Genomic DNA, 23,234 nt, shown 5'->3' with positions numbered 1-23,234 from the left:
TCCCACAAGAAAATGATGGTGATGATTCGCCGGCTAGCCTTTCACCGCCGCTTCAATCGCGGCAATGTCGATCTTGGTCATTGTCATCATGGCCTCGAAGGCACGCTTGGCGGCGGCTTTGTCGGGACTGGCGATCGCTTCAAGCAACACACGAGGGCTGATCTGCCATGACAAGCCCCACTTGTCCTTGCACCAGCCGCAGGCGCTCGCCTGGCCGTCGTTGTCGATGATCGCGTTCCACAAGCGGTCCGTTTCAGCCTGGTCATCGGTTGCTATCTGGAATGAAAAAGCCTCGTTGTGCTTGAACACCGGCCCGCCGTTGAGGCCGATGCAAGGGATGCCGATCACCGTGAAATCCACCGTAATCACATCGCCCTCCTTGCCCGACGGATAATCGCTCGGGGCATGATAAAGGGCGTTCACCGCACTGTCGGGAAAGGTTTTTGCGTAGAATTCTGCCGCTGCCTGGGCGTTGCCGTCGTACCAGAGGCAGATCCTGTTTTTATTGTTCATTCCGGTTCTCCGAAAGGGACTGGACGATAAAGTCTAGCAGTCCCCCCGAACGTTGCAGATGGCCGGCCCTCAGGTAAACAGATCAACCCCCAACTGGAACGCAACCCACAACGCCAGGCCTGTGGCAAACATCAGTGCGATGTTTTCGAACAGGTTGTTGCGGTATTCCTTGCCCAGCAGGGACTTCTGGTTGGACATGATCAGCAGGCCGAGGGAAATCACCGGCAAGCCGATGATGTTCAGCGCATTGACGCCGATGGTCAGCGTGACGAAGTCCGGCATGCCGGGGAGCGACCAGATCAGTGGCGTCACGAGGATGAACAGCATGAACCATTTGTGCATCGGGTCACGGTGGAACTCTTTGCCGTAACGCTCCCGGCGCCCGGGCCGTACATGCTGGAAGGCGTCGGTGATGAGCATCGGGAACGCCGTGGTCTTGCCGGAGATGCTGGCGAACAGCGTGGCAAACACACCGATGAAGAACACGTACCAACCGATCGAACCGAAGAATATTTCCAGGGCCTTGCCCAAATCGCCCAGGGTTTTGACCTCGATACCGTTGGGTCGCAGGATTTCCGCACCGACGATCCAGATGGCCAGGTTGATGATGATCCCGACAAACACCGCAAACAGCAGGTCGTTACGCTGGATACGCTTGTGTTCTGGCCCCACCCAGCCCTTCTGGCGCATGACATACGGATGAACGAAGTTGGCGATGGAACCGGCTACCGCACCGATCACCGAGACGGCCACCAGCAACGCGCCGTGCACACCTTCATCGGGCGGGATACTGAAGCCGATGGTGCCTCTGACGATGCCGGCGACATCCGGGCCGGACATCACCGCCAGGGCCAGGAACGCCAGCGTCATGATCGCCAGCAGCCCTTTCATCACGCCTTCGATCATCGAATAGATATTGCGCCCGACGAGCATCCACACCGCCAACACCACTGCCACCGAACACAGCAGTGGATAGTCGACCTTGAGCAACATGGCCAGGGCTTCGCCAGCCCCCTTGATCATGTAGGCGTTCATCAGGTGCCCCATGAGCAACGCATACACCAGCAGGAACCAGGCGAAAAACGGATTGAGCTGGGCATAACCTTGCAGGATGGTCATGCCCTGGTTATTGCAGAGCTGGAAGCGCGCGATGATGTTGACGATCAGGTAGCGCAGCAGCAGAGAGACCGCCAGCACCCACATCATCGCGTAGCCATAATTCGCGCCGGCCACGGATGAGGTGATCAAGTCGCCGGCACCCAGCCAGGAAAGGACCGCGATGATGCCAGGACCGAGAAGCTTGAGCAGGCGTACGAAACGGCCTTGCGTGGACGCCGCAGCCTGGCCTTCAGCGGAAGGAGTGCTCGTCATGGATGGAATCTCCGTTTATTTTTTTTGTGAGAAACGGCCACAGTCGAACATATTAGATACGACGTCGTACAACCATAATTAATGCGCAATTATGTAAAAATGTTTCAAGGCTATCCGCTCCCGAGATACCGCTGTATTCAGGAGCAAATTGCCACTAATCCCTCACCTGCTCGCCGTTATCGACCAGCCAGCGCACCATCCGCGCCAACGGCACCCGATGCTGCTGGATGGCGCACCAACTGACCTGTTCATGGCGATACAACTCGACATAACGGTTGAGCAGCACGTGGCGGCCATCCTCGGCCAAGCGCAGTTCAACCTCACGGCAATGCAGCACATCCGGATCGAGCGCGCGCATTCGCCGATGCAGGACCAACACCTCGCTACTCATCAGCAGCGGCTCCGTCCTGGCATTGCGGGCCTTCCTGCACCACCGCCCCCAACTTCCCTTGCGCGACAAAATCGGCACGCTGCTGCGCCGTTGCATCGCGTAGCGCCGCGTAGTAATCCGCTTGGGTCTGCAACTGGTCGGTCAGTGGCAATGCCTCGGCGCGGCCATCGACAACGCCGCCGACGGTGTTGATCGTACCCAGGGTGTCGACGGTGCTGCTGTTGTCGCCGAACGGATCGACGGCAAAACTCAGCACTTTGCCCGTCGCGTCCCGCAGGTTGGCGCTGCCCAGCAGTGGCAGTTCCACGATGGGCCCGGGGGCGACATTCCAGACGCCGAAGGTCTGGCCGAAATCGGCCTCGTGACGCTCGATGCCCAGCTTGCCCGACACGTCGATCAACCCGACGATGCCCGCGGTGGTGTTGATGACGAACCGCCCCAGTGTGTTGACCGAGCGTTGTGCGTTGCCTTGCAGCAGGTCGTTGATGAACACCTTGGGCTCGCCGAAGTTCGCCACGAAGTTGTGGACGCCGGCCTGGAACATCTCCGGCAGCTTGAGGTAACCACGGGCAATGGGGGCCAGCGCGTAGTCATCCACGGTTCGGTTGAAGGCGAAGATGCCGCGGTTGACCGGTTCTGCGGGATCATGAACGGTATAGGTCGCGCTTTCACACGACCCCGGCGTTGCTGCCGGTGTGCTGGAGCAACCGCTGGCGAGTGCCGCCAGTACTACCACGACGGTGGATCGAACAAACAACAGAGCGGGCTGGGTGATCGGCATACAGGGTGATCTCGGCGAGGAATGGAGGCGATACCGATCAGCTAAAGAAACGGTGCCGGACACAGCTCTTGTGAAGAGGAGGACGCTTACTGTGGGAGCAAGGCTTGCCCGCGATGCAGGCGACGCGGACTTTCAAATATCGAGGCGCCTGTTTCGCGAGCAAGCTTTGCTCCCACAGAAATCCCCTCGCCACAGGTTTTGTGCAGGGCTGACTCGTTTTTAACTGACTGACATCGAGGGCCATCCTGCCGCCGTTTTTTTGCCCGCAGATTTCCAGAATATTGCCCGAGCGCAACTTTATTGCCGGATTGAAATATATGACGCAGGCCCTGGATTGACCCTAGTATTCCCCCTGTATTCATTACCCTGCGTGCCCACCGTGAGCCATTTACTACTGGTGGACGATGACCTCGAAGTCCTCGCCCTCTTGCGCAAGTTCCTCGAACAACATGGCTACAGCGTGGATGTGGCCGCCGACGGCAACGCGTTGTGGCAGGCGGTACAGCGGCGGGTGCCGGACCTGATCATCCTCGACGTCATGCTGCCGGGCGACAACGGCCTGGTGCTCTGCCAACGGCTGCGAGCCGAACACACGGTCGGCATCATCATGCTCACCGCCATGGGCGAATTGAGTGACCGCGTCGTCGGCCTGGAGCTGGGGGCGGACGATTACCTGACCAAGCCGTTCGACGCCCGGGAGCTGTTGGCCCGGGTGCGTGCCGTGCTGCGGCGCACCGGTGAAGCCAGGGACACGCTGAAGGACTCCTCCCGACCGATCCTGGAGTTCGAGAACTGGCAACTGGACGTCACCCGTCGCGAACTGCGCTCACCGGACAAAGTCATGATCCCGCTGTCCGCCGGAGAGTTCGAATTGCTGCTGGTGTTCGCCGAACACTCGCGCCGGGTGCTGACCCGCCAGCAGTTGCTGGACCTGGCGCGCGGTGAAACCTTCGAGGCATTTGACCGCAGCATCGATGTCCAGGTCAGCCGCCTGCGGCGCAAGTTGGAGACCGACATCACGGGTACGTCGATGATCCGTACCGTGCGCAACAGCGGCTACCTGTTCAGCCCCCACGTGGTGAAGCGATGAAACCCTCGCGCTCGCGCGCTCAGCGCCCACGGGACACCGTAGCGCGCTGGATCGCCCTGACCACCATGATCGCCATGCTGACCTTGTTGGCCCTCAATGAGCTGTTCAGCCTGCTGGCCGGTGCCTGGGCGCGCCCTCCCCTGATGGAAACCGGCCTGATGGAAAAGGCCACCGCCATCACCCGCATCATTGACTCCGTCGCCCCCGAACAACGCCCCGCGATTGCCAAGGCCGCCAGCGACCAGGCATTCAACGCACAATGGTTGCAGCGACGTGAAGAGGCGCGGTTGCCAGTGATCGACGACCCGGAGTTCAGTGAGGGCTCGGTGTTGCTGCGCCAGCAATTGGGCCGGACGGACGCCAGGATCGAAGCCTACGAACCGGGCGACTGGCCGGCCGATCAACCCGACGCACGCTACGCGGTGATCATCGAGTTAGCCGACCATTCGTGGGTGATCTTCTCTGTGCCCTCGCGCAGTTGGGGGCTGGAGGAATGGGCGCGCAACGGGATCATCATCGCCCTGATCCTGCTCTCGACGTTGATCGTCGCGCTGATCGCCACCCGGCACCTGGCCGCCCCGCTGGAACGTTTTGCCGAAGGCGCCCGGCGCTTCGGCGTCGACCACCAGGCGCCACCGATTCCGGTCATCGGCCCCCATGAAATCCGCCAGGCGATCCTCGCTTTCAATGCCATGCAGGCCCAGCTCAAGCATTTTCTACAGGACCGCACGCAGATGCTCGCCGCCATCTCCCATGACTTGCGCGCGCCGTTGACCCGCATGCGCTTGCGCGGGGAGTTCATCGAGGATGCCGAACAACAATCGCGCTTGTTCCGGGACGTGGACGAGATGCAGGCGATGGTCAATTCAGCCCTGGAATTCTTCCGCGACGATGCCCGGCTGGAACATGCCACCGCGTTCGACCTGGCCGAGTTGCTGCACACCATCGTCGATGACCTCAAGGACGCCGGTACCGAGGTCGCGTTTGAAGGTGCCCAACGCTTCGTGTATGTCGGCCGCCCCATCGGCATCAAGCGCGCCTTGGTCAACCTGATCGACAACGCAATCAAATATGGCGGCGCACCGACGGTTCGACTCGAGGCCGACGCCAATCGTGTGGACATTTGCATTCTGGACCGCGGACCCGGCATCGCCGCCCAACACCTTGAGCAGGTCTTCACGCCGTTCTTTCGCATCGAAGGCTCGCGCAACAAGCACACTGGAGGCGTTGGGCTGGGCCTGTCGGCGGCCCGGGCGACGGTGCTGGAGCATGGCGGGACGCTGACCCTGAGGAATCGACGGGGTGGCGGGTTGGAGGCCAGGGTCTCGCTGCCGCTTGACTGAAGCCTCGATGTATCGATCAGCTCTAAACAATCAGCGCCTTCCTCGGTAGGATGTCCGGCCTTTGCGACCTGGACCCTGCCCCAGGAAGGCGCTCTTGTTTGTATCGCCCCGCTCCAAGCCACCGCTCGCGCTCACGAAAAACAAGAATCGACGGAGCCAAACCAAGGAATTCACCGATGATTCTTATCATTTATGCACACCCCTACCCCGACAAATCGCGGGTCAACCAGCAGATGCTCAAGCGAGTGTCGAACAACCCGGACGTGGTCATACGTTCGCTCTACGCGCTTTACCCCAACTTCGATATCGACGTCGAGGCGGAACAGCGAGCGGTGGAACAAGCAGAACTTGTCGTCCTCCAGCACCCGATGTACTGGTACAGCACACCGCCCCTGCTGAAATTGTGGATCGATAAGGTGTTCACCCACGGCTGGGCCTACGGTAAAGGTGCCACAGCCCTCAAGGACAAGCGCCTGCTGTGGGCCGTCACCACGGGCGGCGATCAGGCGCATTTTGCGATCGCCGACTACCCCGATTTTGCGGCGCTGGCCCAACCTCTCCACGCCACGGCCATTTACTGCGGCATGCGCTGGCTGGAGCCGGTGGTCGTGCATGGCGCCTATGCCGCCGACCCTGAGGCCCAACACGCACAAATCAAACACTATGGCGCTCGTCTGGCCGCCTGGAAGGAAGATTGAAATGGAGACGCACAGCCTGATTGAAATGCTGATCTACCTGGCCTCGGCGACGCTGATCGTACCGATTGCCGTTCGGTTTGGCCTGGGCCCGGTGCTGGGTTATCTGCTGGCTGGGTGCATCATCGGCCCGTGGGGGCTGAAGCTGATTACCGATGTGAAGGCCATTCTGGAATTCGCTGAAATCGGCGTGGTGCTGATGCTGTTCATCATCGGCCTTGAACTCGACCCCAAACGGCTCTGGGCCCTGCGCAAGATGGTGTTCGGTGGTGGCGCCCTGCAGATGCTCGCCTGTGGCGCTGCCATTGGCTTGTTCTGCACGGCCCTTGGCCTGAACTGGACGGCAGCGCTGCTGGTCGGCCTGACCCTGAGCCTGTCCTCCACGGCCATCGCCATGCAGGCCATGAGCGAACGCAACCTGACCGCCACCGCCGTCGGCCGCAGCAGCTTTGCCGTGTTGCTGTTCCAGGACATCGCGGCGATTCCGCTGGTGGCGATGATTCCGTTGTTGTCGTCCCACGGCGACACGCCTTCGGGCACCGCGCTGTTGCTATCGATTGGCAAAATCGTCGCCGCCATCGCCATCGTCGTGCTGTTGGGGCGCTACGTGACGCGACCGCTGCTGCGCTTCGCGGCACGCTCAGGCTTGCGCGAGATTTTCAGTGCCGTCGCACTTTTCCTGGTGTTCGGCTTCGGCTTTCTGCTGGAAGAGGCCGGTTTGTCGATGGCCATGGGCGCGTTCCTCGCCGGGGTGCTGCTCGCCAGCTCTGAATACCGCCATGCGCTGGAAAGCGACATTGAACCGTTCAAAGGCCTGCTGTTGGGTCTGTTCTTCATCGGTGTCGGCATGTCGATCGATTTCGGCACCCTGATCAACGCACCGCTGAAAGTCGTCACCCTGACCCTGGGTTTCATCCTGATCAAGCTGCTGGTGATCAAGATGGCGGGCCGGTTCCTCAACGTCCCCGCCGGCCAGCGCTCCTGGCAGGCGGTGTTGCTGGGCCAGGGCAGCGAGTTCGCCTTCGTGGTGTTTGGTGCGGCGACCGTGGCCGGCATCTTGACCGATCAATGGGGCAAGAGCCTGACCCTGGCGGTGGCCTTGTCCATGTGCCTGACGCCTTTGCTGATCGTGTTGCTGGATCGGTTCGAGTCCGTCGCCAAGAAAAACAAACGCGAATCCGACCTCGTCGATCAGCAGAACCCACGGGTGATCATCGCCGGGTTCGGGCGTTTCGGGCAGATCGCCGGACGTCTGTTGATGTCTTGCGGCGTCGAGGTGGTGGTATTGGATCACGACCCTGACAACATCGAGACGCTGCGTAAATTCGGCGTGAAAGTCTTTTATGGCGATGCCACGCGCCTCGACTTGTTGCATGCAGCCGGCGCGGCCCAAGCGGTGGTGCTGATCAATGCGATCGACGATCGGGAAGACAACCTGACGCTGACCCGGCTGGCCCAGGAGCACTTTCCCGCGTTGCAGTTGATCGTGCGGGCGCGGGACATGGGACACCTCATCACCCTTCGGCAGATGGGCGTGGAGGCGGCTGAGCGGGAAACCTTCGAGAGTGCGCTGTCATTGGGTCGCAGTGCGCTGGAGCACATGGGCGTGGGGGCTTACGAAGCGCGCGAGCGGGCAGACCAGTTCCGACGGCTGAATCTCAAGATGCTGGAGGAAATCGTCGCCCAGCCGGAAGATGACCTCAAGTTCCGCCACGATGCCTACCGGCGCGCCAATGCGCTGCTCACGGACATGTTCAACGAAGACCGTGCCCGCCCCGTCGACAACTGGCAGGAACACCATCGCAACGAAACGGAAAAGACGACCGGTTGACCGGCGTCACACACGCCCGAATTTGCGCCGGTACGCCACCGGCGTCAGCCCGGTCAGCGCCTTGAACATCCGTTGCAAATTGGAGCTGCTGCTGAAACCCAGCTCGGCACCGATGCTGGCGAGGGGCTGCGCCGTCAACGTCAGGCGTTCGCTGACTTGGTTCAACTTGATGCGCCGGGCGTAGGCCGCGACAGTCTGACCCGTTTCACGGCTGACCTTGCGCGCCAGGGTGCGCTCGGACACCGCCAACTGGCTGGCCAGTGCCTGCACAGTGACCCGCTCGGCCGGCATCTGTTCGATCAACCCATGCAACTGCCGCAACCATCCGCTGGGTTGCTCGATCAGGGCGGTGCCCTGGAACGCCGCATGGGGAATGGCCGGGCGCGGCAGCACCATGAGTCGCGTGATATCGCGCAGTACGTCGCTGCTGACGCTGCGTTCGATGAGTTTTTCGGCGATGGGCAGGTAGCCGTTCACCCCAGACGCGGTCGCCGTGCGCTCGTTGAACACGCAGTTCTGCTCGCTTTGCCAATGGACGTTTCGATACTGCTGCTGCATCGCCTGCGCCAGCCACCAGGTCACCGTCGCGCCCTGCCCGTCCAATCGGCCGGCGGCGGCCAGCAGGCAGACACCGGTGCAATAGGACCAGAGCTGAAGCGATCGGGCATGCTTGGACAGCGCGCTCACGAGGGTTGTCTGTTCAGCCAGCAGCGCATTCACCTGCTCGGCCGACTCGGCCCAGAAACCGGGAACCAGGACGGCGTCCAGCCCGGCGCTGCCCAACGCCGCTTCCGCCTGCAGGGTCACGCCATGGGCACACACCACCGGCCCGGCCTGCAACGCGATGTAGCGGGCCTCGAACAGCGCCCGCCCTCCTCTGCGGTTGGCGGCATGCAGCAGATCGGCGAACGCGAACAGGCCGGCGGGCATGCAGCCGGGAAACAGGAGCAAACCGATGCGAAGTTTGTTGGTCATGGCCTGAAACGAATCAAAGATGTCAGATCCGGCCATTATGCACACCGGACCGAGTCGGCACCATGAAGCGCTCGCTCAACAGGAACGCCCCATGAACATCCAGCAGATCCGTAACGCCACGATCATTCTTGAACTCGGCCCGTATCGCGTGCTCGTCGACCCGATGCTGGCTGGCCAGGGCACGCTGCCGCCGCTTCGCCTGTTTGGTGCCACGCAACGCAATCCGCTGGTGGCGCTTCCGGCCTCGACAGCGCAGGCCCTCGAGACCGTCACCCATTGCTTGATCACCCACTGCCAGAAAGGCCATTTCGACCATCTGGACCGCGCGGCCAAGCGCTGGCTGAGGGAAAAACAGATCCCGGTCATCTGCACGCCCCATGACGCGCCCTATCTCAACAAGCGTGGCTTGAATGTCCAGGCGCTCGCCCAGGCCCATGACCAACCCACCCCATTCCTGGGCGGCACTATTCGCACCGTCCGGTGCACCCACGGGCTGGGCCTGGTGGGCAAGTTGATGGAGCACGGCGTCGGCTACCTGATCGAGCTGCCCGGCGAACCGAGCGTCTACCTCACCGGCGATACCGTGCTCACCCCCACCGTGTGCGAATTCGTCTTGCGACACCAGCCACAGGTCAGCGTGGTTCCGGCAGGCGGGGCACGGTTCGATATCGGCGGCGACATCATCATGGGCATCGACGAGACACTGGAATTCACTCGCTTATCTCGCGGGACCGTGGTGGCCAATCACCTGGAAGCGATCAGCCACTGCCCGACGACCCGCAAGGCCCTGGCCGCAGCCGCCGTGAAGGCCGGTGTCGCAGACCGGTTGTTGATACCGGAGGATGGCGAGACGTTGGTCTTTCGGGCGAGCATTCCTCGGCCAGCCCGAGTATGACGCCCGAGCCAGGGCAAGCCCTGGCTGCCTGACGCCATCGTGAGCAAGCGCGCTCCCAAAGGAATGCAGGAACGCCGCAGCAATGGACGGTAAACTGCGGCGGTCCTTTTTCTTTTCCAGCATGAGGCTTTGCATGAGCAACCCAGATATCACGTTTATTCCAGATTCGGATGAGGACTCCATTTCCTCCGACGTCGCCGGTTTCGGCGGCCTGCTGGTTTCCACGCAAATCCCCACCCACGCCGACGGCAGCCTGGAACTGGGTGACATCACGCTGCAGAGCGAATGCACGCTGCAAGCCCTAAAGAGCGCCCTGGAAGGCGCCGGCAGTTCCATGGACCGGGTCCTGCACCTGACCATCTACCTGACCGACATGGCTGACCGCGCCGCTTTCAACGAGGTCTACAAACGTTTCTTCGCCAAGCCTTGGCCGGTTCGCGCCGCCGTGGGCGTGGCCGCGCTGGCGGTTGAAGGGATGAAGGTGGAAGTGACGGCGATGGCGGCGAAGGGTTGAACTGACCAAGCTCCAACAGGTACGACTCCTTTGTGGCGAGGGGATTTATCCCCGCTGGACTGCGCAGCAGTCCCAATGTCTGCCAACTCGGTGTGTCAGCTTGATCACTACCTGCCTTTTTTGGGGCTGCTTCAGCCCAGCGGGGATAAATCCCCTCGCCACAGATAGTGGTTAACCCAGGCTCCAGCCCAGCAGGGGACCTTGTTAATCCAGATGTAGGAGCATTCGGGATCGGGCTACGTTGTCTTGCGCCGTTGCCTACAACTGCGCCAGAATCCGCCGGCTTGTGCGCCTTGGGCCAGGGCTCTATCGTTTCCGGGTCGCTGATTGAATCAGCGATCGGGTTTGGTAGCCCGGCTTTTGACTTGTCGCATAGCCCTTGTCATACAGTCCATTTCGGAACTGTTTTATGGCGGTCATGCGCAGGGCGTCTTCGGACGCGCCGGTTCTCCAAGTCACCGGTCTACCAACCCGCGTATGGCCGCCACCCTTCGTTTGGTAGCGAGAGTGATGGCTCCATTTTTCGATTTGGAGATTCAACCATGTTCAAACCAACACCCAACCCACCGGACACCGATCCAGGCCAGCTCTTCACCGTCGCCCATGGCGTCGACACCGAAACCCTGCTCGCCAACCTCAGCGAAACCCTGGCCTCGGCCAATGCCATGGTCAGTGACCTGGCGTTCGACCAGGAAGGTCCCAGGCGCCACATTATCCTGGGTATCCAGCAACTGATCGAGCTGGGCGCATTGCTGGCGAACCGCGCGCTGGATAACGTCGAAGCACGCTAGCCCTCATCACAAAAGGCCTGTATTTGATCGTTCCCACGCTCTGCGTGGGAATGCATCCCGTGACGCTCTGCGTCACATCCCAGAAGCAGAACGCGGAGCGTCCCTGGCGGCATTCCCACGCGGAGCGTGGGGACGATCGACTGGAGTATGCCTGGCTATTCCCTGGACAATCCGCTCCCCCAATCCCCGCCTATACTTCTTTGCCAATCCCCCCGGGGCCTGCACTTCCAACAATAAAAAGCAGAGGTGGAACATGGTCTGGCAACAAGTCTACGATCCCTTCGGTAATACGGTGCTGTCGACGCTCCTGGCGGCGGTTCCGGTGGTGGTGATGCTGGCGTCCCTCGCGTTCTTTCATGTCAAGGCGCATCTGGCGGCGCTGTATGCCCTGGCCTCGGCGTTGCTCATTGCGATTTTCGCCTTCGGCATGCCCGCCGGCATGGCCGGGTCTGCGGCGCTTTATGGCGCCGCCAACGGGTTGCTGCCCATTGGCTGGATTGTCCTCAACATCATTTTCCTGCACCGGCTGACCACCGAGAACGGCTCATTCAAGGTCCTGCAGGACTCCCTCGCGCGCATCACCGATGACCGACGCCTGCAATTGCTGCTGATCGCCTTTTGCTTCGGTGCGTTCTTCGAAGGCGCGGCGGGCTTCGGCACGCCAGTGGCGGTGACCGGCGCGATCCTGATCGGGCTCGGGTTTTCGCCCCTGGCCGCCTCGGGCCTGGCGCTGATCGCCAACACCGCGCCCGTGGCGTTCGGTGCCCTGGGCACGCCCATCATCACCCTGGCCAAAGTCACCGGGCTGGATGAGATGGAGCTGTCGATGATGGTCGGGCGGCAGTTGCCGTTTTTTTCGGTGCTGGTGCCGTTCTGGTTGATCTGGGCCTTCGCCGGGTGGCGCAAGATGCTGGAGGTCTGGCCGGCCATCCTGGTGGCCGGTGTCAGCTTCGCCATCCCGCAGTTCCTGGTGTCGAACTACCATGGGCCAATGCTGGTGGACGTGATTGCCGCGCTGATCTCCATGGCTTGCCTCGCCGGGTTCCTCAAAGTCTGGAAGCCGGCCACGGTGCACACTTCGGCGGCGCTGTCGGGCCGGCACGATGACTCGAAAATCGAAGCGAGCGAGCAACAGCAACCGGTCGCAAGCGGCGCTTTCGCCAGCGACAACCGCCCCGCCGTGCTACGGGCCTGGATGCCATGGATCATCCTCACGGTATTCGTGTTCGCCTGGGGCACCCAGGGCTTCAAGAACATTTTCGACACCCGCCCGGCCATCGACCCGCAGACCCAATCGGCCAAGCTCGACCCCCAGGGCAAACCGATGCGCGAGGCCAACCCGATCTTCTCGCCCTTGCTGACCTTCGGGACCATCCACCAGCAGATCGAAAAAGTCCCGCCCGTGGTGCCCCAGCCTAAAACCGAAGAAGCGGTCTACAAGTTCAACTGGTTCACCGCCACCGGCAGCGGCATCTTCCTGGCGGCGATTCTCGGTGGCTTGCTGATGGGCTATTCCATCCCGCAACTGCTGCATCACTACCTGCGAACGCTCTGGGTGGTGCGCTACTCGCTGATCACCATCGTGGCGATGTTGGCCCTGGGGTTTCTCACGCGCTACTCAGGCCTGGACGCGACCATGGGCCTGGCCTTCGCCGCCACGGGCATTTTCTACCCCATGTTCGGCACCCTGCTGGGCTGGCTCGGCGTGGCGCTGACCGGCTCGGACACGGCCTCCAACGTGCTGTTCGGCGGCTTGCAACGGGTGACAGCGGAGCAGTTGGGGCTCAGCCCTGTGCTGATGGCGGCGGCCAACAGTTCCGGCGGGGTCATGGGCAAGATGGTCGACGCCCAATCGATCGTGGTCGCCTCCACCGCGACCCGTTGGTACGGTCACGAAGGCGAGATCCTGCGCTACGTGTTTTTCCACTCGGTGGTGCTGGCGATTCTGGTGGGCGGGCTGGTGACGTTGCAGGCGTATGTGGCGCCGTTCACGCATATGGTCGTCGGCGGACATTGATAGATAGGGACGTGAGGATGTGCTTTTGTGGCGAGGGAGCTTGCTCCCGCTCGGTTGCGCAGCGACCGCAAAAAACGGGGCCGCTGCGCGCCCCAGCGGGAGCAAGCTCCCTCGCCACAGGTGAACGCCTTCAAAACAGATTGGCGCACCTACCATGAAAGCACGTTTACTGAACGCTTTTCAGCTTGACCACATCACCGGACACCGAGGTGGTGTAGCCGGTCAGGACCCAGGCCCAGAACCAGTTTTCCTGGACTTGGGTGTTGATCATGGCGTCGCCGCCCTTGGCCTTGATCGCTGCGGTCTGGGCACGCACGAAACGGTTGTTCTGGCGGATCGGGATCAGGCCGAACAGCAGCAGGCCGGTGGCCTTGGCTTCACTGTGGCCGACAACGGTGTATTGGCTGCTGTCGTATTGCTGGGTTTTCATCGCGGTACCGGTGCAACCCGCCAGGGCCAGGCCGAACAGTGCGCAGGCGACAACTTTGCTGATGTGGTTCATTGAATACTCCATGAGAAAACGCCCGGGATCCGTCTCTCGGGCGGCACGTACTCTAACCGATCAGCAACAAATTGACACACGATAATCCGCCCAATTCAGTGCCTGGAAGGCTCATCGCAGAGCCATCCGTCAGTTGCATCTCCAGCGAAGCAGGCCCTCGTCGATAACATGAAAACTGCGCCACGGAAGGCAGTTCTTGCCTTGACGGCCGATAGGTAACGGCCGGTCCCGTTGGAGGGTTTTATCATGATTGACCTGACTGTCTGGAACATTACCCTGCCCGTGCAAACGCCGGCGCAGGTCGTGGCGACCAAAGCCATGCCGACCCTGAAAAACAAGTATTTCGACAACAACGGCCAGCGGATCGTCTTCTGGGCGCCGGTCACCGGCTCCCATACCGGTAAAAGCGAGTACCCGCGCTCGGAACTGCGGGAAACCGGCAAAGACGGCAAGCTGCGCAACTGGCGCTACAACAGCGGCACCAACACCCTCAAGGGCGAGCTGTCGGTGAACCAGGTGCCTTCCGAAGGCCGCGTGGTGGTGGCGCAGATTCACGCCAAGGATGCGCCGACGCCCTTGTTGAAACTGGTGTACCGCTACGAAAAGGGTATCGGCAATATCGACGTGGAATATCGAGTCAAGCCCAAGGACAAGAAGAGCCCGGTGATCTACACCGTGCCCAAGGTACCGTTGAACAAATCCTTCTCGTACACGCTGCAAATGGACAAGCAAGGCCAGCTCTCGGTGCTGATCGGCAACGGTGGCAAACAGGTGAAGCTGGACAAGTCCTGGCAAGGCTACGATTTCTATTTCAAGGCCGGCGTCTACACCTTGGACAACAAAGGCTATTCCAATGAAGGCGGGAAAGTGACCTACACCAAACTGAGCGTCAGTCACAAATGACTGACGCCCAGCCCTGCTTCAGGCCTTTGACGGCGCAACAAGCGCCTGCTGGCCACGGAAGGTAAACAGGAAGCAGACCAACACCAGCAGCGCGAATCCGGCCGGGAACAGCCAGATGCTCTGCCAGTCATGACCGCCGGCCACGACAAAGTGATCGGTCACCTGCCCCGCCACCCAGAAGCCGATCAGCATGCCCACACCGTAGGTCGCCAGGGTAATCAGGCCCTGGGCCGAGCTGCGAAAGCGTTCCGGTGCCTTGGCGTCGGTGTAGATCTGCCCCGAGACAAAAAAGAAGTCGTAGCAGATACCGTGCAAGGCAATGCCGGTGAACAGCATGAACGCCAGGTCGCCGTTATTGCCGTAGGCGAACAACACATAGCGCAGCGCCCACGCCAACATGCCCACCAACAGCGCCAGCTTGATGCCGAAGCGCTGGATGAACAGCGGCAACAGCAGCATGAACAACACTTCGGACACCTGCCCGATGGCCATCTTCGCCGTGGGGTTGGTCATCCCGGTTTCGGCCAGGAACGGGTTGGCATTCTGGTAATAGAACGCCAAGGGAATGCAGATCAGGATCGAGGCGATGAAGAACACCAGGTAGCTGCGATCCTTCAACAGACCCAACGCGTCCAGCCCCAGCAGTTGCCTTACACCACCTGTGCCGGCCTGCTCCTTGAGCGGTGCCGTGGCCGGCAGCGTAAAGCTGTAGAGCCCCAGGACCAGGGACGCGATGGCCGCCATCAGGAAGGTATTGCGCAAACCGCCTGCCGAGATCGCTTCGCGCGAATCCCAGGCGAACACAAAACTGATCACCACGCCGGCGACGATCCAGCCAATGGTGCCCCACACCCGGATGCGCGAGAACTCCAGCGCCGGGTCGCGCATTTGCCGGAACGCCACGGAATTGACCAGGGCCAGCGTCGGCATGTAGACCACCATGTACGCCAGCACGTACGGGTAGAACACGCTGAAATCCGCCGCCGAATACAGCTGATACAGCAACACCGCGCCGAGCAGGTGCAACACTGCCAGGATCCGTTCGGCATTGAAGTAGCGGTCGGCGATCAGGCCAACGACAAACGGCGCAATGATCGCCCCCCACGATTGCGTGGAAAACGCCATGCCGATCTGCCCGCCGCTGGCGCCCAGCGTGCTGGAGAGAAAAGTCCCCAGGGTGACGAACCAGCCACCCCAGATAAAGAATTGCAGGAACATCATCACGCTGAGGCGTGCGTTCATCGTGGTCATGACAGTCACCGTTTTATTGTTGTTCTTGTGAAGAAAGAAAAAACACATCGCTTTTGTTGCAAAGGGATTTACCTCCACTGTGGGAGCAAGGCTTGCCCGCGATGGCCACGCCGCGGTCTAACCCTTGAACCGCGTTTTCGTTCATCGCGGGCAAGCCTTGCTCCCACAATGGGTTTCCTGGCCATTGGGTTTTGGCCACAGGTTTTTGGGTTGAGCCGGCTACCTCAACAGGCCCAACAACCGCCGATTGGAATCCTCATCCGCCGTGACACTGGCGAAGTCATCGAACGCCTTGCCAGTCTTGCTGATCATGTGCCGCTGGATGAACGCCGCCCCTTCTGCCGCTCCCTGTTGCGAATCCTTCAGGCAGCACTCCCATTCCAAAACCGCCCAACCGCTGAAATCGTATTGGGTCAGCTTGCTGAAGATCGATTTGAAATCGATCTGGCCATCGCCCAACGAACGGAACCGCCCGGGGCGATCGACCCAGCCCTGGTAGCCGCCGTACACCCCGGAACGGGCATCGGGGCGGAACTCGGCGTCCTTGACGTGAAACATGCGAATGCGCGCGTGGTAGCGGTCGATGAAGCCCAGGTAGTCCATCTGTTGCAGCAGCAGATGGCTGGGGTCGTAGAGAATCGCCGCCCGTGGGTGATGATCGACCGCCTCCAGGAACTGTTCGAACGAGGCCCCATCGTGGAGGTCTTCGCCGGGGTGGATTTCGTAGCACAGGTCCACACCCGCTGCATCGAAGCAGTCGAGAATCGGCAACCAACGCCGGGCCAGTTCGGCGAAACCTTGCTCCACCAGGCCCGCCGGGCGCTGCGGCCAGGGATAGAGATACGGCCACAGCAGCGCGCCGGAAAACGTTGCATGGGCCTTGAGGCCCAACCGTTGGCTGGCGCGGGCGGCCAGCTTGAGTTGCTCGATCGCCCATTCGGTCCGCGCCTGGGGCTGGCCGCGCAGATGGGCCGGGGCGAAGTCGTCGAACAGCGCGTCGAACGCCGGGTGCACCGCCACCAACTGGCCTTGCAGGTGCGTCGATAACTCGCTGATCTCGACACCAGCCTGGGCACAGGTGGCCTTGAGTTCATCGCAATAATCCTGGCTCTCAGCGGCCCTGGCCAGGTCGATGTACTGCGTGCCCGACGTTGGCAGTTGAATGGCTTTGTAGCCTTGCGACGCCGCCCATTGGGCAATATTGGCCAGGGTGTCGAACGGTGCTTCGGCGGACATGAACTGCGCCAGGAAAATGCCTGGGCCGCGCAGGCCGCTCGGTGATGTGTCGAGGGTATTCACAGCAAGGATGCTCCGGTTTGCACGGTGGTCCACTTCGCGTCGCCACGGTGGTTGAGGAGGACGGCCTCGATGAATGCCATGCCCCGCAAGCCGGTCTCGATGCCGGGCACGCCTGGGGCGTCAGGGCCTTCGACATGGCTGCGAATGGCCTGGGCGAAATCGCCGTAGAGGTTGGCCATGGCCTCCAGGTAGCCTTCGGGATGCCCAGCCGGCAGGCGCATGCGCCGGGTCGCCGCCGCGCACAGCCACGGCTGGCCGACACCACTGCGCAGGATCCGCAGGGGTTGGTCAAAGGCGCGATGGATCAGGCTCGCCGGTTCTTCCTGGCGCCACTCCAGGGCGCCCTTGTCACCGTAGACGCGAATCTTCAGCGGGTTCTCTTCGCCGGTGCAGACCTGGCTTGCGATCAACGCGCCGCTGGCACCGCTCGCCATCTTGAACAGCATCGCGGCGTCGTCATCCAATTGCCGGCCCGGGATGTGCGTACCCAAGGCGGCGCATAGCTGTTGGATAGGCTGGTCCGCGACGAACTCGGCCAGGGAAAACGCGTGGGTGCCAATGTCGCCGATGCAACCGCCCAACCCCGACTGGCCGGGGTCGTCGCGCCATTCGGCCTGTTTATTGCCCTGGGCGGCGACATCCTGGCTGAGCCAGCCTTGGGGGTACTCGACCAGTACTTTGCGCACCTGGCCGATCACGCCCGAGCGCACCATGTCCCGGGCCTGCCACACCATGGGATAGCCCAGGTAGGTGTGGGCCAGGCCGTAGAGGCAACGGCTGCCTTGCAGCACCTCCCTGAGGGCCAGCAACTCCTTGAGGTCCAGTGCGGCGGGTTTCTCGCTGAACACATGGAACCCGGCTTTCAAGGCCTGGCTGGCAATGGGTGCATGAAGATGATTGGGCGTGACGATCACCAGCAGCTCCATGCGCTGATCCAGTGGCAGCAGCGCTTCGGTGTCGAGCATCTGCTGCCAGTCGTGGTAGCAACGGGACCCGGCCAGGCCCAGGGCCGCGCCGGTCTGCCGAGTGTTGTGCGGGTCGCGGCTGAAGGCGCCGCAGACCAGTTCGAAACCGCCGTCCAGACCCGCGGCCTGACGATGGGCCTGGCCGATGAAGGCGCCCTCTCCACCGCCGACGAAGCCCATTCTTATTTTCGGTGCTACAGGATTCATCGCGATTCTCTTCCTGTCAGGATGATGATGTAACCGGTTACATCATGGCAGAAATCTAGGCTCAGTTTTCCTGCGTGTCAAACCCGATGAGGCCATGCATGAACATTTGTGAGGCGCCCAACCTGCGGTAAGCTCCCCAACCGTAGCCCCTGCCCCCTGAGGTGATTTTGTCCAACATTCGTGAAGTGGCCCGGCTGGCCGGTGTTTCGGTGGCCACGGTGTCCAGAACCCTGAAATCGCCCGAACGGGTGCTTCCCGAGACGCGGGACAAGGTCAACGCGGCAGTGGAACAGGCCGGCTATCGGCCCAACCTGATGGCGGTGCAATTTCGCTCCCGGCGCACCGGCAACCTGGTGATCCTGGTGCCGGCCATCGCCAATACGTTTTTCGCCCGGGTGATCAGCGGCGCGCAGCAAGCCGCGCAGGCAGCGGGTTATCGATTGCTGCTGTGCGACACCCAGGGCCGCGCGCAGATCGAGCGGGAATTCGCCGCCCTGGTCTACGCCCACCAGGCCGACGGGGTGATCCAGTTGCGCGCCAGCGATCCTTTCGAATCGATGCCCGCAGGCGCTGAAAGCCTGCCGCTGGTCAACGCCTGCGAAGTGGTCAAGCACGCCCCCTACCCGACCATCAGCCTCGACAACCGCGCCGCCGCCCAGGCCATGACCGAGCATCTGATCGGCCTCGGCCATCGCCGCATCGGCATCATCAAGGGGCCACGCAGCAGCCCGTTGACCCTGGACCGCGTGGCCGGCTACCAGGATGCCCTGAACCAGGCCGGTATCGCCGTCGACCCAAGCCTGATCTGCCATGGCGACTTCACCTTGAAGGCCGGCGACGATGGCGCCGGCGCGATGCTGGAGCAAGCCGACCGTCCCAGCGCGCTGTTCTGTGAAAACGACGAGATGGCCATCGGCGCGCTCAGGCGCATCAAGCAGATGGGCCTGCGGGTGCCCGAGGATATTTCCCTGGTGGGTTTTGACGACATCCCGTTCGCCGCCTATTGCGACCCGCCCCTGACCACCATTTCGCAGCCTGCCGAAGCGTTTGGGCAAAAAGCGGTGGAGATGCTGATTGCCTTGATCGAGAAAAAGCCGATTGCCGAGCGGCATGTGGTGTTGCCGTTTGAGTTGACGGTGCGTGGCAGTACGGCGCCCCTGGCATAACAAGGAACCTGTGGCGAGGGGATTTATCCCCGTTGGGCCGCGAAGCGGACCTGAAACCTGATGCTCCGGTGTGTCAATTTGATTGGGTTGTTCATTAATGGGGCCGCTTCGCGGCCCAGCGGGGATAAATCCCCTCGCCACAAAACCTCCTGACCACGGCTTTACTCGCCATCACCCGCGTTTGAACTACAGTGGAAGAACTCTGCATAAAGCCATAACAAGACGGAGAGGTCCCCCCATGCGAGTCAACAAGCGCTTCACCCTCCTGGCCGCCGCGGCCGCCTTGGCGGTTACCACCGCGGCCCAGGCTGCCCCGGTGTATATCAACATCCTGACGGGGGGCACCAGCGGGGTTTATTACCCGATCGGGGTCGGGCTTTCACAGATCTACAGCAACGGCATCCAGGACGCCAAGACATCGGTGCAAGCCACCAAGGCCTCGGTGGAAAACCTGAACCTGCTGCAAGCCGGGCGCGGGGAGCTGGCCCTGGCCTTGGGCGACTCGGTGGCGGACGCCAAGAACGGCGTGGAAGACGCCGGTTTCAAGGCGCCGCTGACCAAGCTGCGTGCCATCGCCGGCGCCTACCCCAATTACATCCAGATCGTCGCCAGCCAGGAGTCCGGCATCAAGACCCTGGCCGACCTCAAGGGCAAGACCGTTTCCGTTGGCGCGGCGAAGTCCGGCACCGAACTCAATGCCCGGGCCATCTTCAAGGCTGCGGGGCTGACCTACCAGGACATGAAGGTCCAGTACTTGCCGTTCGCCGAATCGGTGGACTTGATCAAGAACCGCCAACTGGACGCCACGCTTCAATCCTCGGGCCTGGGCATGGCGGCCATTCGCGACCTGGCCTCGACCATGGCGTTGAACTACGTATCGGTGCCCACCGATGTGGTGGAGAAAATCGCCAACCCGGCGTACCAGAGCGCAATGATCCCGGCCAATACCTACGACGGCCAGACCGACGCCGTACCCACCGTGGCCATCACCAACATCCTGGTCACCCGCGAAGATGTCCCGGATGAGGTGGCCTACCAAATGACCAAGCTGCTGTTCGAGAACCTCACCCGCCTGGGCACCTCCCATTCGGCGGCCAAGGACATCACCCTGAAGAACGCCGCGAAAAACCTGCCAATCGCGCTCCACCCCGGCGCCGAGCGCTACTACAAGGAAGTGGGCGCGCTGTAGCCCGATACGGTCAACGGCGCTCGCTGTCGTTGGCCGTCGTGTTTTCGCCCCTTGGATGTGAACAGAAGGCAGGCACCTCATGAGTGAAGACCAGCACGGCATCGCCACGGACCCGCGGGACTGGCCCAAGACGCTGTTCTACGTGGCCTTGTTGTTTTCAGTGTTTCAGATCGTCACCGCCGCGTTTTCTCCGGTTTCCAGCATCGTGCTGCGGGCGGTGCATGTCGGCTTTCTGCTGTGGGTGGTGTTCCTCAGCTACCCGGCCTATGGCAAGCAGCGACCCTGGCAACCCTTGGCCTGGGTCTTGAGCCTGGGGGGCGTCGCGACGGCTGTCTATCAGTGGGTGTTCGAGGCCGACCTGATCCAGCGCTCTGGCGACCTGACCACCGCCGACATGATCATCGGCGTGATCCTGATTGTGCTGGTGTTCGAAGCCGCACGACGGGTGATGGGCATCGCCCTGCCGATCATTTGCGGCGTATTCCTGGCCTATGGCCTGTTCGGCGAATATCTGCCAGGCGACTTGGCCCATCGCGGCTATGGCGTCGATCAAATCATCAACCAACTGTCGTTCGGCACCGAAGGGCTGTATGGCACACCCACCTACGTGTCGGCCACGTATATCTTCCTGTTCATCCTGTTCGGCGCCTTCCTGGAAAAGGCCGGCATGATCAAGCTGTTCACCGATTTCGCCATGGGCCTGTTCGGCCACAAACTGGGCGGACCGGCGAAAGTAGCCGTGGTGTCATCGGCGCTGATGGGCACCATCACCGGCTCGGGCATCGCCAACGTGGTCACCACCGGGCAATTCACCATCCCGTTGATGAAGCGCTTCGGCTACAAGGCGGCGTTTGCCGGCGGTGTAGAGGCCACGTCCAGCATGGGCAGCCAGATCATGCCGCCAGTGATGGGCGCGGTAGCGTTCATCATGGCCGAAACCATCAATGTGCCGTTCGTTGAAATCGCCAAGGCCGCATTGATACCCGCGTGCCTGTACTTCGGCTCGGTGTTCTGGATGGTTCACCTGGAAGCCAAGCGCTCCGACCTCAAGGGCTTGCCCAAGGACCAGTGCCCCAGCGCCTGGGGTGCGGTCAAGGAGAGCTGGTTCCTGCTGATCCCGCTCGGGGTGTTGGTCTACCTGTTGTTTTCCGGACGCACACCGCTGTTTTCCGGCATGGTCGGCCTGGCGCTGACGGCCATCGTGATTCTCGGCTCGGCGATCATTCTCAAGGTCTCGAACTACGCGTTGCGCTGTGCCTTCTGGATCGCGCTGGGGCTGCTGTGCGTCGGTTTTTTCCGACTGGGCATCGGTGTCGTGTTTGCGGTGATCGGCGTGTTGGTGGTGGCCTGCTGGTTCATGCAAGGCACGCGGGAAACCCTCGTCATCTGCCTGCATGCCCTGGTGGATGGCGCGCGTCACGCCGTTCCGGTGGGGATCGCCTGCGCCTTGGTGGGCAGCATCATCGCGGTGGTCTCGCTGACCGGCGTGGCCTCCACTTTTGCCGGCTACATCCTCGCCATCGGCCGGGACAACCTGTTGCTGTCACTGATCCTTACCATGCTCACCTGCCTGGTACTGGGCATGGGCATCCCGACCATTCCCAACTACATCATCACCAGCTCGATCGCCGCGCCCGCCCTACTGGAACTGGGCGTGCCGCTGATCGTGTCGCACATGTTCGTGTTCTATTTCGGCATCCTCGCCGACCTGACGCCACCAGTGGCACTGGCGTGTTTCGCCGCAGCGCCCATTGCCCGGGAAAGTGGCCTGAAGATCAGCTTCTGGGCAGTGCGCATCGCCCTCGCCGGCTTCGTCATTCCGTTCATGACGGTCTATAACCCGGCACTGATGCTCCAGGGCGACAACCTGTGGATGACCGCGTACATGCTGATCAAGACGTTGTTGGCCGTCGGGCTTTGGGGGATGGCATCCACCGGTTACCTGCAACAGAAAATGCCGATTTGGGAACGCCTGCTGTGCTTTGCCGCTGGCGCGTTGCTGGTGGTAGCCCTGCCATTGACCGACGAGATTGGCTTCGTACTGGGTGGGTTGCTGATTTTCCAGCACGTCTGGCGCTCGCGACGTGCCGGGCGGGCCTTGGCGTGATCGGTTTGTGCCTGGGCCTGTCCGGCGTGGTCTGGGCCCAGCTTCCCGTTGCCGACTTCACGCTGGCATGGAACCACACCATCGAAAAGATCCGCTGGGAGGAAGACTATCGCGTCAGCGAACAGGGCCTGGTGCTGGGTGAAGCCAGGGTCAAGGGCAATGGCGCGGGCATGGAGATTCCCGACAATGCCCGGCTGGAAAATGGCAGCTGGCACTATCAACGCCAGGTGCCGCCCCTGCAACCGCTGAAACTGGGGCGCACGCCGCAGGCTGGCGATTATCAGTTGTGTTTCGATGGCGGTTGTCGGGCGATGAGCCATTGGCTGGGGCCGCCGACAGAGGGCCAGCCGACCGTGGAGCTGTGGAGTTGCAAACAATCCTGAACCCATCAGAGGATACCCCACTGAACACACCCTTGTGACTAGGCCGTGGGAGCAA

The 23,234-nt window shown here is 61.8% G+C and carries 22 protein-coding genes; 13 read left to right on the top strand and 9 right to left on the bottom strand.

All coding sequences use genetic code 11. The features are described from left to right. Window positions 1–33: 33 nt before the first annotated feature. From CFII68_RS05910 to CFII68_RS05925, 4 genes are all read right to left on the bottom strand, one after another. Window positions 34–513, bottom strand: coding sequence for a VOC family protein (locus CFII68_RS05910; protein ID WP_018611620.1), 480 nt, complete (start codon window positions 511–513; stop codon window positions 34–36). A gap of 69 nt (window positions 514–582) precedes the next feature. After that, window positions 583–1,884 carry an Nramp family divalent metal transporter gene (locus tag CFII68_RS05915; protein WP_018611619.1) on the bottom strand — a complete coding sequence of 434 codons (1,302 nt, stop codon included), beginning with the start codon at window positions 1,882–1,884 and terminating at the stop codon, window positions 583–585. A gap of 154 nt (window positions 1,885–2,038) precedes the next feature. Beyond that, window positions 2,039–2,275: a hypothetical protein gene (locus CFII68_RS05920; RefSeq protein ID WP_018611618.1), complete on the bottom strand. Its 237-nt coding sequence runs from the start codon at window positions 2,273–2,275 to the stop codon at window positions 2,039–2,041. Then, on the bottom strand, window positions 2,268–3,056 hold the full coding sequence (locus CFII68_RS05925) for a VacJ family lipoprotein (protein ID WP_018611617.1): 789 nt from the start codon (window positions 3,054–3,056) through the stop codon (window positions 2,268–2,270). The genes CFII68_RS05920 and CFII68_RS05925 overlap by 8 nt, the downstream gene beginning before the upstream one ends. 379 nt (window positions 3,057–3,435) lie before the next feature. Between CFII68_RS05925 and CFII68_RS05930 the strand changes: the two genes are divergently transcribed. The 4 genes from CFII68_RS05930 (at window position 3,436) to kefC (ending at window position 8,015) form a co-directional block, all read left to right on the top strand. Beyond that, complete coding sequence (locus CFII68_RS05930) at window positions 3,436–4,146, top strand: response regulator (RefSeq protein WP_024617406.1); 711 nt, start codon at window positions 3,436–3,438, stop codon at window positions 4,144–4,146. After that, window positions 4,143–5,489: a cell wall metabolism sensor histidine kinase WalK gene (locus tag CFII68_RS05935; protein ID WP_018611615.1), complete on the top strand. Its 1,347-nt coding sequence runs from the start codon at window positions 4,143–4,145 to the stop codon at window positions 5,487–5,489. The genes CFII68_RS05930 and CFII68_RS05935 overlap by 4 nt, the downstream gene beginning before the upstream one ends. Before the next feature lie 176 nt (window positions 5,490–5,665). Then, window positions 5,666–6,187, top strand: coding sequence for a glutathione-regulated potassium-efflux system oxidoreductase KefF (gene kefF / locus CFII68_RS05940; RefSeq protein WP_018611614.1), 522 nt, complete (start codon window positions 5,666–5,668; stop codon window positions 6,185–6,187). A 1-nt stretch (window position 6,188) separates the two neighbouring features. After that, on the top strand, window positions 6,189–8,015 hold the full coding sequence (kefC, locus tag CFII68_RS05945) for a glutathione-regulated potassium-efflux system protein KefC (protein WP_018611613.1): 1,827 nt from the start codon (window positions 6,189–6,191) through the stop codon (window positions 8,013–8,015). A gap of 6 nt (window positions 8,016–8,021) precedes the next feature. Here the strand turns inward: kefC and CFII68_RS05950 are convergent, their stop codons facing one another. Then, window positions 8,022–8,990: a GlxA family transcriptional regulator gene (locus tag CFII68_RS05950; RefSeq protein ID WP_033062834.1), complete on the bottom strand. Its 969-nt coding sequence runs from the start codon at window positions 8,988–8,990 to the stop codon at window positions 8,022–8,024. A 91-nt stretch (window positions 8,991–9,081) separates the two neighbouring features. On the opposite strand from CFII68_RS05950, the gene CFII68_RS05955 reads away from it, so the two are divergent. The 4 genes from CFII68_RS05955 to CFII68_RS05970 all read left to right on the top strand — a co-directional run bounded on the left by CFII68_RS05955 (window position 9,082) and on the right by CFII68_RS05970 (window position 13,207). Further along, window positions 9,082–9,885, top strand: a complete 804-nt coding sequence (locus CFII68_RS05955) for an MBL fold metallo-hydrolase (RefSeq protein ID WP_018611611.1) — start codon at window positions 9,082–9,084, stop codon at window positions 9,883–9,885. A 133-nt stretch (window positions 9,886–10,018) separates the two neighbouring features. After that, window positions 10,019–10,399: a RidA family protein gene (locus CFII68_RS05960; protein ID WP_018611610.1), complete on the top strand. Its 381-nt coding sequence runs from the start codon at window positions 10,019–10,021 to the stop codon at window positions 10,397–10,399. A 542-nt stretch (window positions 10,400–10,941) separates the two neighbouring features. After that, entirely contained in the window at window positions 10,942–11,190 is a 249-nt protein-coding gene (locus CFII68_RS05965) for a DUF6124 family protein (protein ID WP_018611609.1), read from the top strand. 253 nt (window positions 11,191–11,443) lie between these two features. Beyond that, window positions 11,444–13,207 (top strand): L-lactate permease, encoded by a 1,764-nt coding sequence (locus CFII68_RS05970; protein ID WP_018611608.1) that lies wholly within the window; start codon window positions 11,444–11,446, stop codon window positions 13,205–13,207. A gap of 166 nt (window positions 13,208–13,373) precedes the next feature. On the opposite strand, the gene CFII68_RS05975 is transcribed toward CFII68_RS05970, so the two are convergent. After that, window positions 13,374–13,709: a hypothetical protein gene (locus CFII68_RS05975; RefSeq protein WP_018611607.1), complete on the bottom strand. Its 336-nt coding sequence runs from the start codon at window positions 13,707–13,709 to the stop codon at window positions 13,374–13,376. A gap of 246 nt (window positions 13,710–13,955) precedes the next feature. Between CFII68_RS05975 and CFII68_RS05980 the strand changes: the two genes are divergently transcribed. Next, complete coding sequence (locus tag CFII68_RS05980; protein ID WP_018611606.1) at window positions 13,956–14,612, top strand: polysaccharide lyase family 7 protein; 657 nt, start codon at window positions 13,956–13,958, stop codon at window positions 14,610–14,612. A gap of 18 nt (window positions 14,613–14,630) precedes the next feature. Here the strand turns inward: CFII68_RS05980 and CFII68_RS05985 are convergent, their stop codons facing one another. The 3 genes from CFII68_RS05985 to CFII68_RS05995 form a co-directional block, all read right to left on the bottom strand. Beyond that, window positions 14,631–15,863 (bottom strand): nucleoside permease, encoded by a 1,233-nt coding sequence (locus tag CFII68_RS05985; protein WP_033062831.1) that lies wholly within the window; start codon window positions 15,861–15,863, stop codon window positions 14,631–14,633. A gap of 219 nt (window positions 15,864–16,082) precedes the next feature. Beyond that, window positions 16,083–17,162, bottom strand: a complete 1,080-nt coding sequence (locus CFII68_RS05990; RefSeq protein WP_018611604.1) for a sugar phosphate isomerase/epimerase — start codon at window positions 17,160–17,162, stop codon at window positions 16,083–16,085. Further along, window positions 17,159–18,334, bottom strand: coding sequence for a Gfo/Idh/MocA family protein (locus tag CFII68_RS05995; protein WP_033062829.1), 1,176 nt, complete (start codon window positions 18,332–18,334; stop codon window positions 17,159–17,161). The genes CFII68_RS05990 and CFII68_RS05995 overlap by 4 nt, the downstream gene beginning before the upstream one ends. Before the next feature lie 167 nt (window positions 18,335–18,501). Between CFII68_RS05995 and CFII68_RS06000 the strand changes: the two genes are divergently transcribed. The 4 genes from CFII68_RS06000 to CFII68_RS06015 all read left to right on the top strand — a co-directional run bounded on the left by CFII68_RS06000 (window position 18,502) and on the right by CFII68_RS06015 (window position 23,179). After that, complete coding sequence (locus CFII68_RS06000; RefSeq protein ID WP_018611602.1) at window positions 18,502–19,500, top strand: LacI family DNA-binding transcriptional regulator; 999 nt, start codon at window positions 18,502–18,504, stop codon at window positions 19,498–19,500. A 238-nt stretch (window positions 19,501–19,738) separates the two neighbouring features. Beyond that, window positions 19,739–20,689, top strand: coding sequence for a TAXI family TRAP transporter solute-binding subunit (locus CFII68_RS06005; protein WP_018611601.1), 951 nt, complete (start codon window positions 19,739–19,741; stop codon window positions 20,687–20,689). A gap of 79 nt (window positions 20,690–20,768) precedes the next feature. Further along, complete coding sequence (locus CFII68_RS06010; RefSeq protein ID WP_018611600.1) at window positions 20,769–22,796, top strand: TRAP transporter permease; 2,028 nt, start codon at window positions 20,769–20,771, stop codon at window positions 22,794–22,796. After that, on the top strand, window positions 22,793–23,179 hold the full coding sequence (locus CFII68_RS06015) for a DUF1850 domain-containing protein (RefSeq protein WP_018611599.1): 387 nt from the start codon (window positions 22,793–22,795) through the stop codon (window positions 23,177–23,179). Before CFII68_RS06010 ends, CFII68_RS06015 begins: the two co-directional genes overlap by 4 nt. Window positions 23,180–23,234 lie beyond the last annotated feature (55 nt).

The sequence above is a fragment of the Pseudomonas sp. CFII68 genome, assembly GCF_000416195.1.
Classification (GTDB): Bacteria; Pseudomonadota; Gammaproteobacteria; order Pseudomonadales; family Pseudomonadaceae; genus Aquipseudomonas; species Aquipseudomonas kilonensis.
Note: the sequence above shows the minus strand (reverse complement) of the source record. Positions and strands in the feature narration are given on the sequence as shown.

Bases quoted from the DNA above. Each gene is read 5' to 3' on its own strand.
- CFII68_RS05935 (WP_018611615.1), top strand. From the start codon at position 4,143: ATGAAACCCTCGCGCTCGCGCGCTCAGCGCCCACGGGACACCGTAGCG.
- kefF (WP_018611614.1), top strand. From the start codon at position 5,666: ATGATTCTTATCATTTATGCACACCCCTACCCCGACAAATCGCGGGTC.
- CFII68_RS05920 (WP_018611618.1), bottom strand. From the start codon at position 2,275: ATGAGTAGCGAGGTGTTGGTCCTGCATCGGCGAATGCGCGCGCTCGAT.
- CFII68_RS05965 (WP_018611609.1), top strand. From the start codon at position 10,942: ATGTTCAAACCAACACCCAACCCACCGGACACCGATCCAGGCCAGCTC.
- CFII68_RS05985 (WP_033062831.1), bottom strand. From the start codon at position 15,863: ATGACCACGATGAACGCACGCCTCAGCGTGATGATGTTCCTGCAATTC.
- CFII68_RS05910 (WP_018611620.1), bottom strand. From the start codon at position 513: ATGAACAATAAAAACAGGATCTGCCTCTGGTACGACGGCAACGCCCAG.
- CFII68_RS06005 (WP_018611601.1), top strand. From the start codon at position 19,739: ATGCGAGTCAACAAGCGCTTCACCCTCCTGGCCGCCGCGGCCGCCTTG.
- CFII68_RS05915 (WP_018611619.1), bottom strand. From the start codon at position 1,884: ATGACGAGCACTCCTTCCGCTGAAGGCCAGGCTGCGGCGTCCACGCAA.
- CFII68_RS05955 (WP_018611611.1), top strand. From the start codon at position 9,082: ATGAACATCCAGCAGATCCGTAACGCCACGATCATTCTTGAACTCGGC.
- kefC (WP_018611613.1), top strand. From the start codon at position 6,189: ATGGAGACGCACAGCCTGATTGAAATGCTGATCTACCTGGCCTCGGCG.
- CFII68_RS05970 (WP_018611608.1), top strand. From the start codon at position 11,444: ATGGTCTGGCAACAAGTCTACGATCCCTTCGGTAATACGGTGCTGTCG.
- CFII68_RS05925 (WP_018611617.1), bottom strand. From the start codon at position 3,056: ATGCCGATCACCCAGCCCGCTCTGTTGTTTGTTCGATCCACCGTCGTG.
- CFII68_RS05995 (WP_033062829.1), bottom strand. From the start codon at position 18,334: ATGAATCCTGTAGCACCGAAAATAAGAATGGGCTTCGTCGGCGGTGGA.
- CFII68_RS05960 (WP_018611610.1), top strand. From the start codon at position 10,019: ATGAGCAACCCAGATATCACGTTTATTCCAGATTCGGATGAGGACTCC.
- CFII68_RS06010 (WP_018611600.1), top strand. From the start codon at position 20,769: ATGAGTGAAGACCAGCACGGCATCGCCACGGACCCGCGGGACTGGCCC.
- CFII68_RS05980 (WP_018611606.1), top strand. From the start codon at position 13,956: ATGATTGACCTGACTGTCTGGAACATTACCCTGCCCGTGCAAACGCCG.
- CFII68_RS05950 (WP_033062834.1), bottom strand. From the start codon at position 8,990: ATGACCAACAAACTTCGCATCGGTTTGCTCCTGTTTCCCGGCTGCATG.
- CFII68_RS05975 (WP_018611607.1), bottom strand. From the start codon at position 13,709: ATGAACCACATCAGCAAAGTTGTCGCCTGCGCACTGTTCGGCCTGGCC.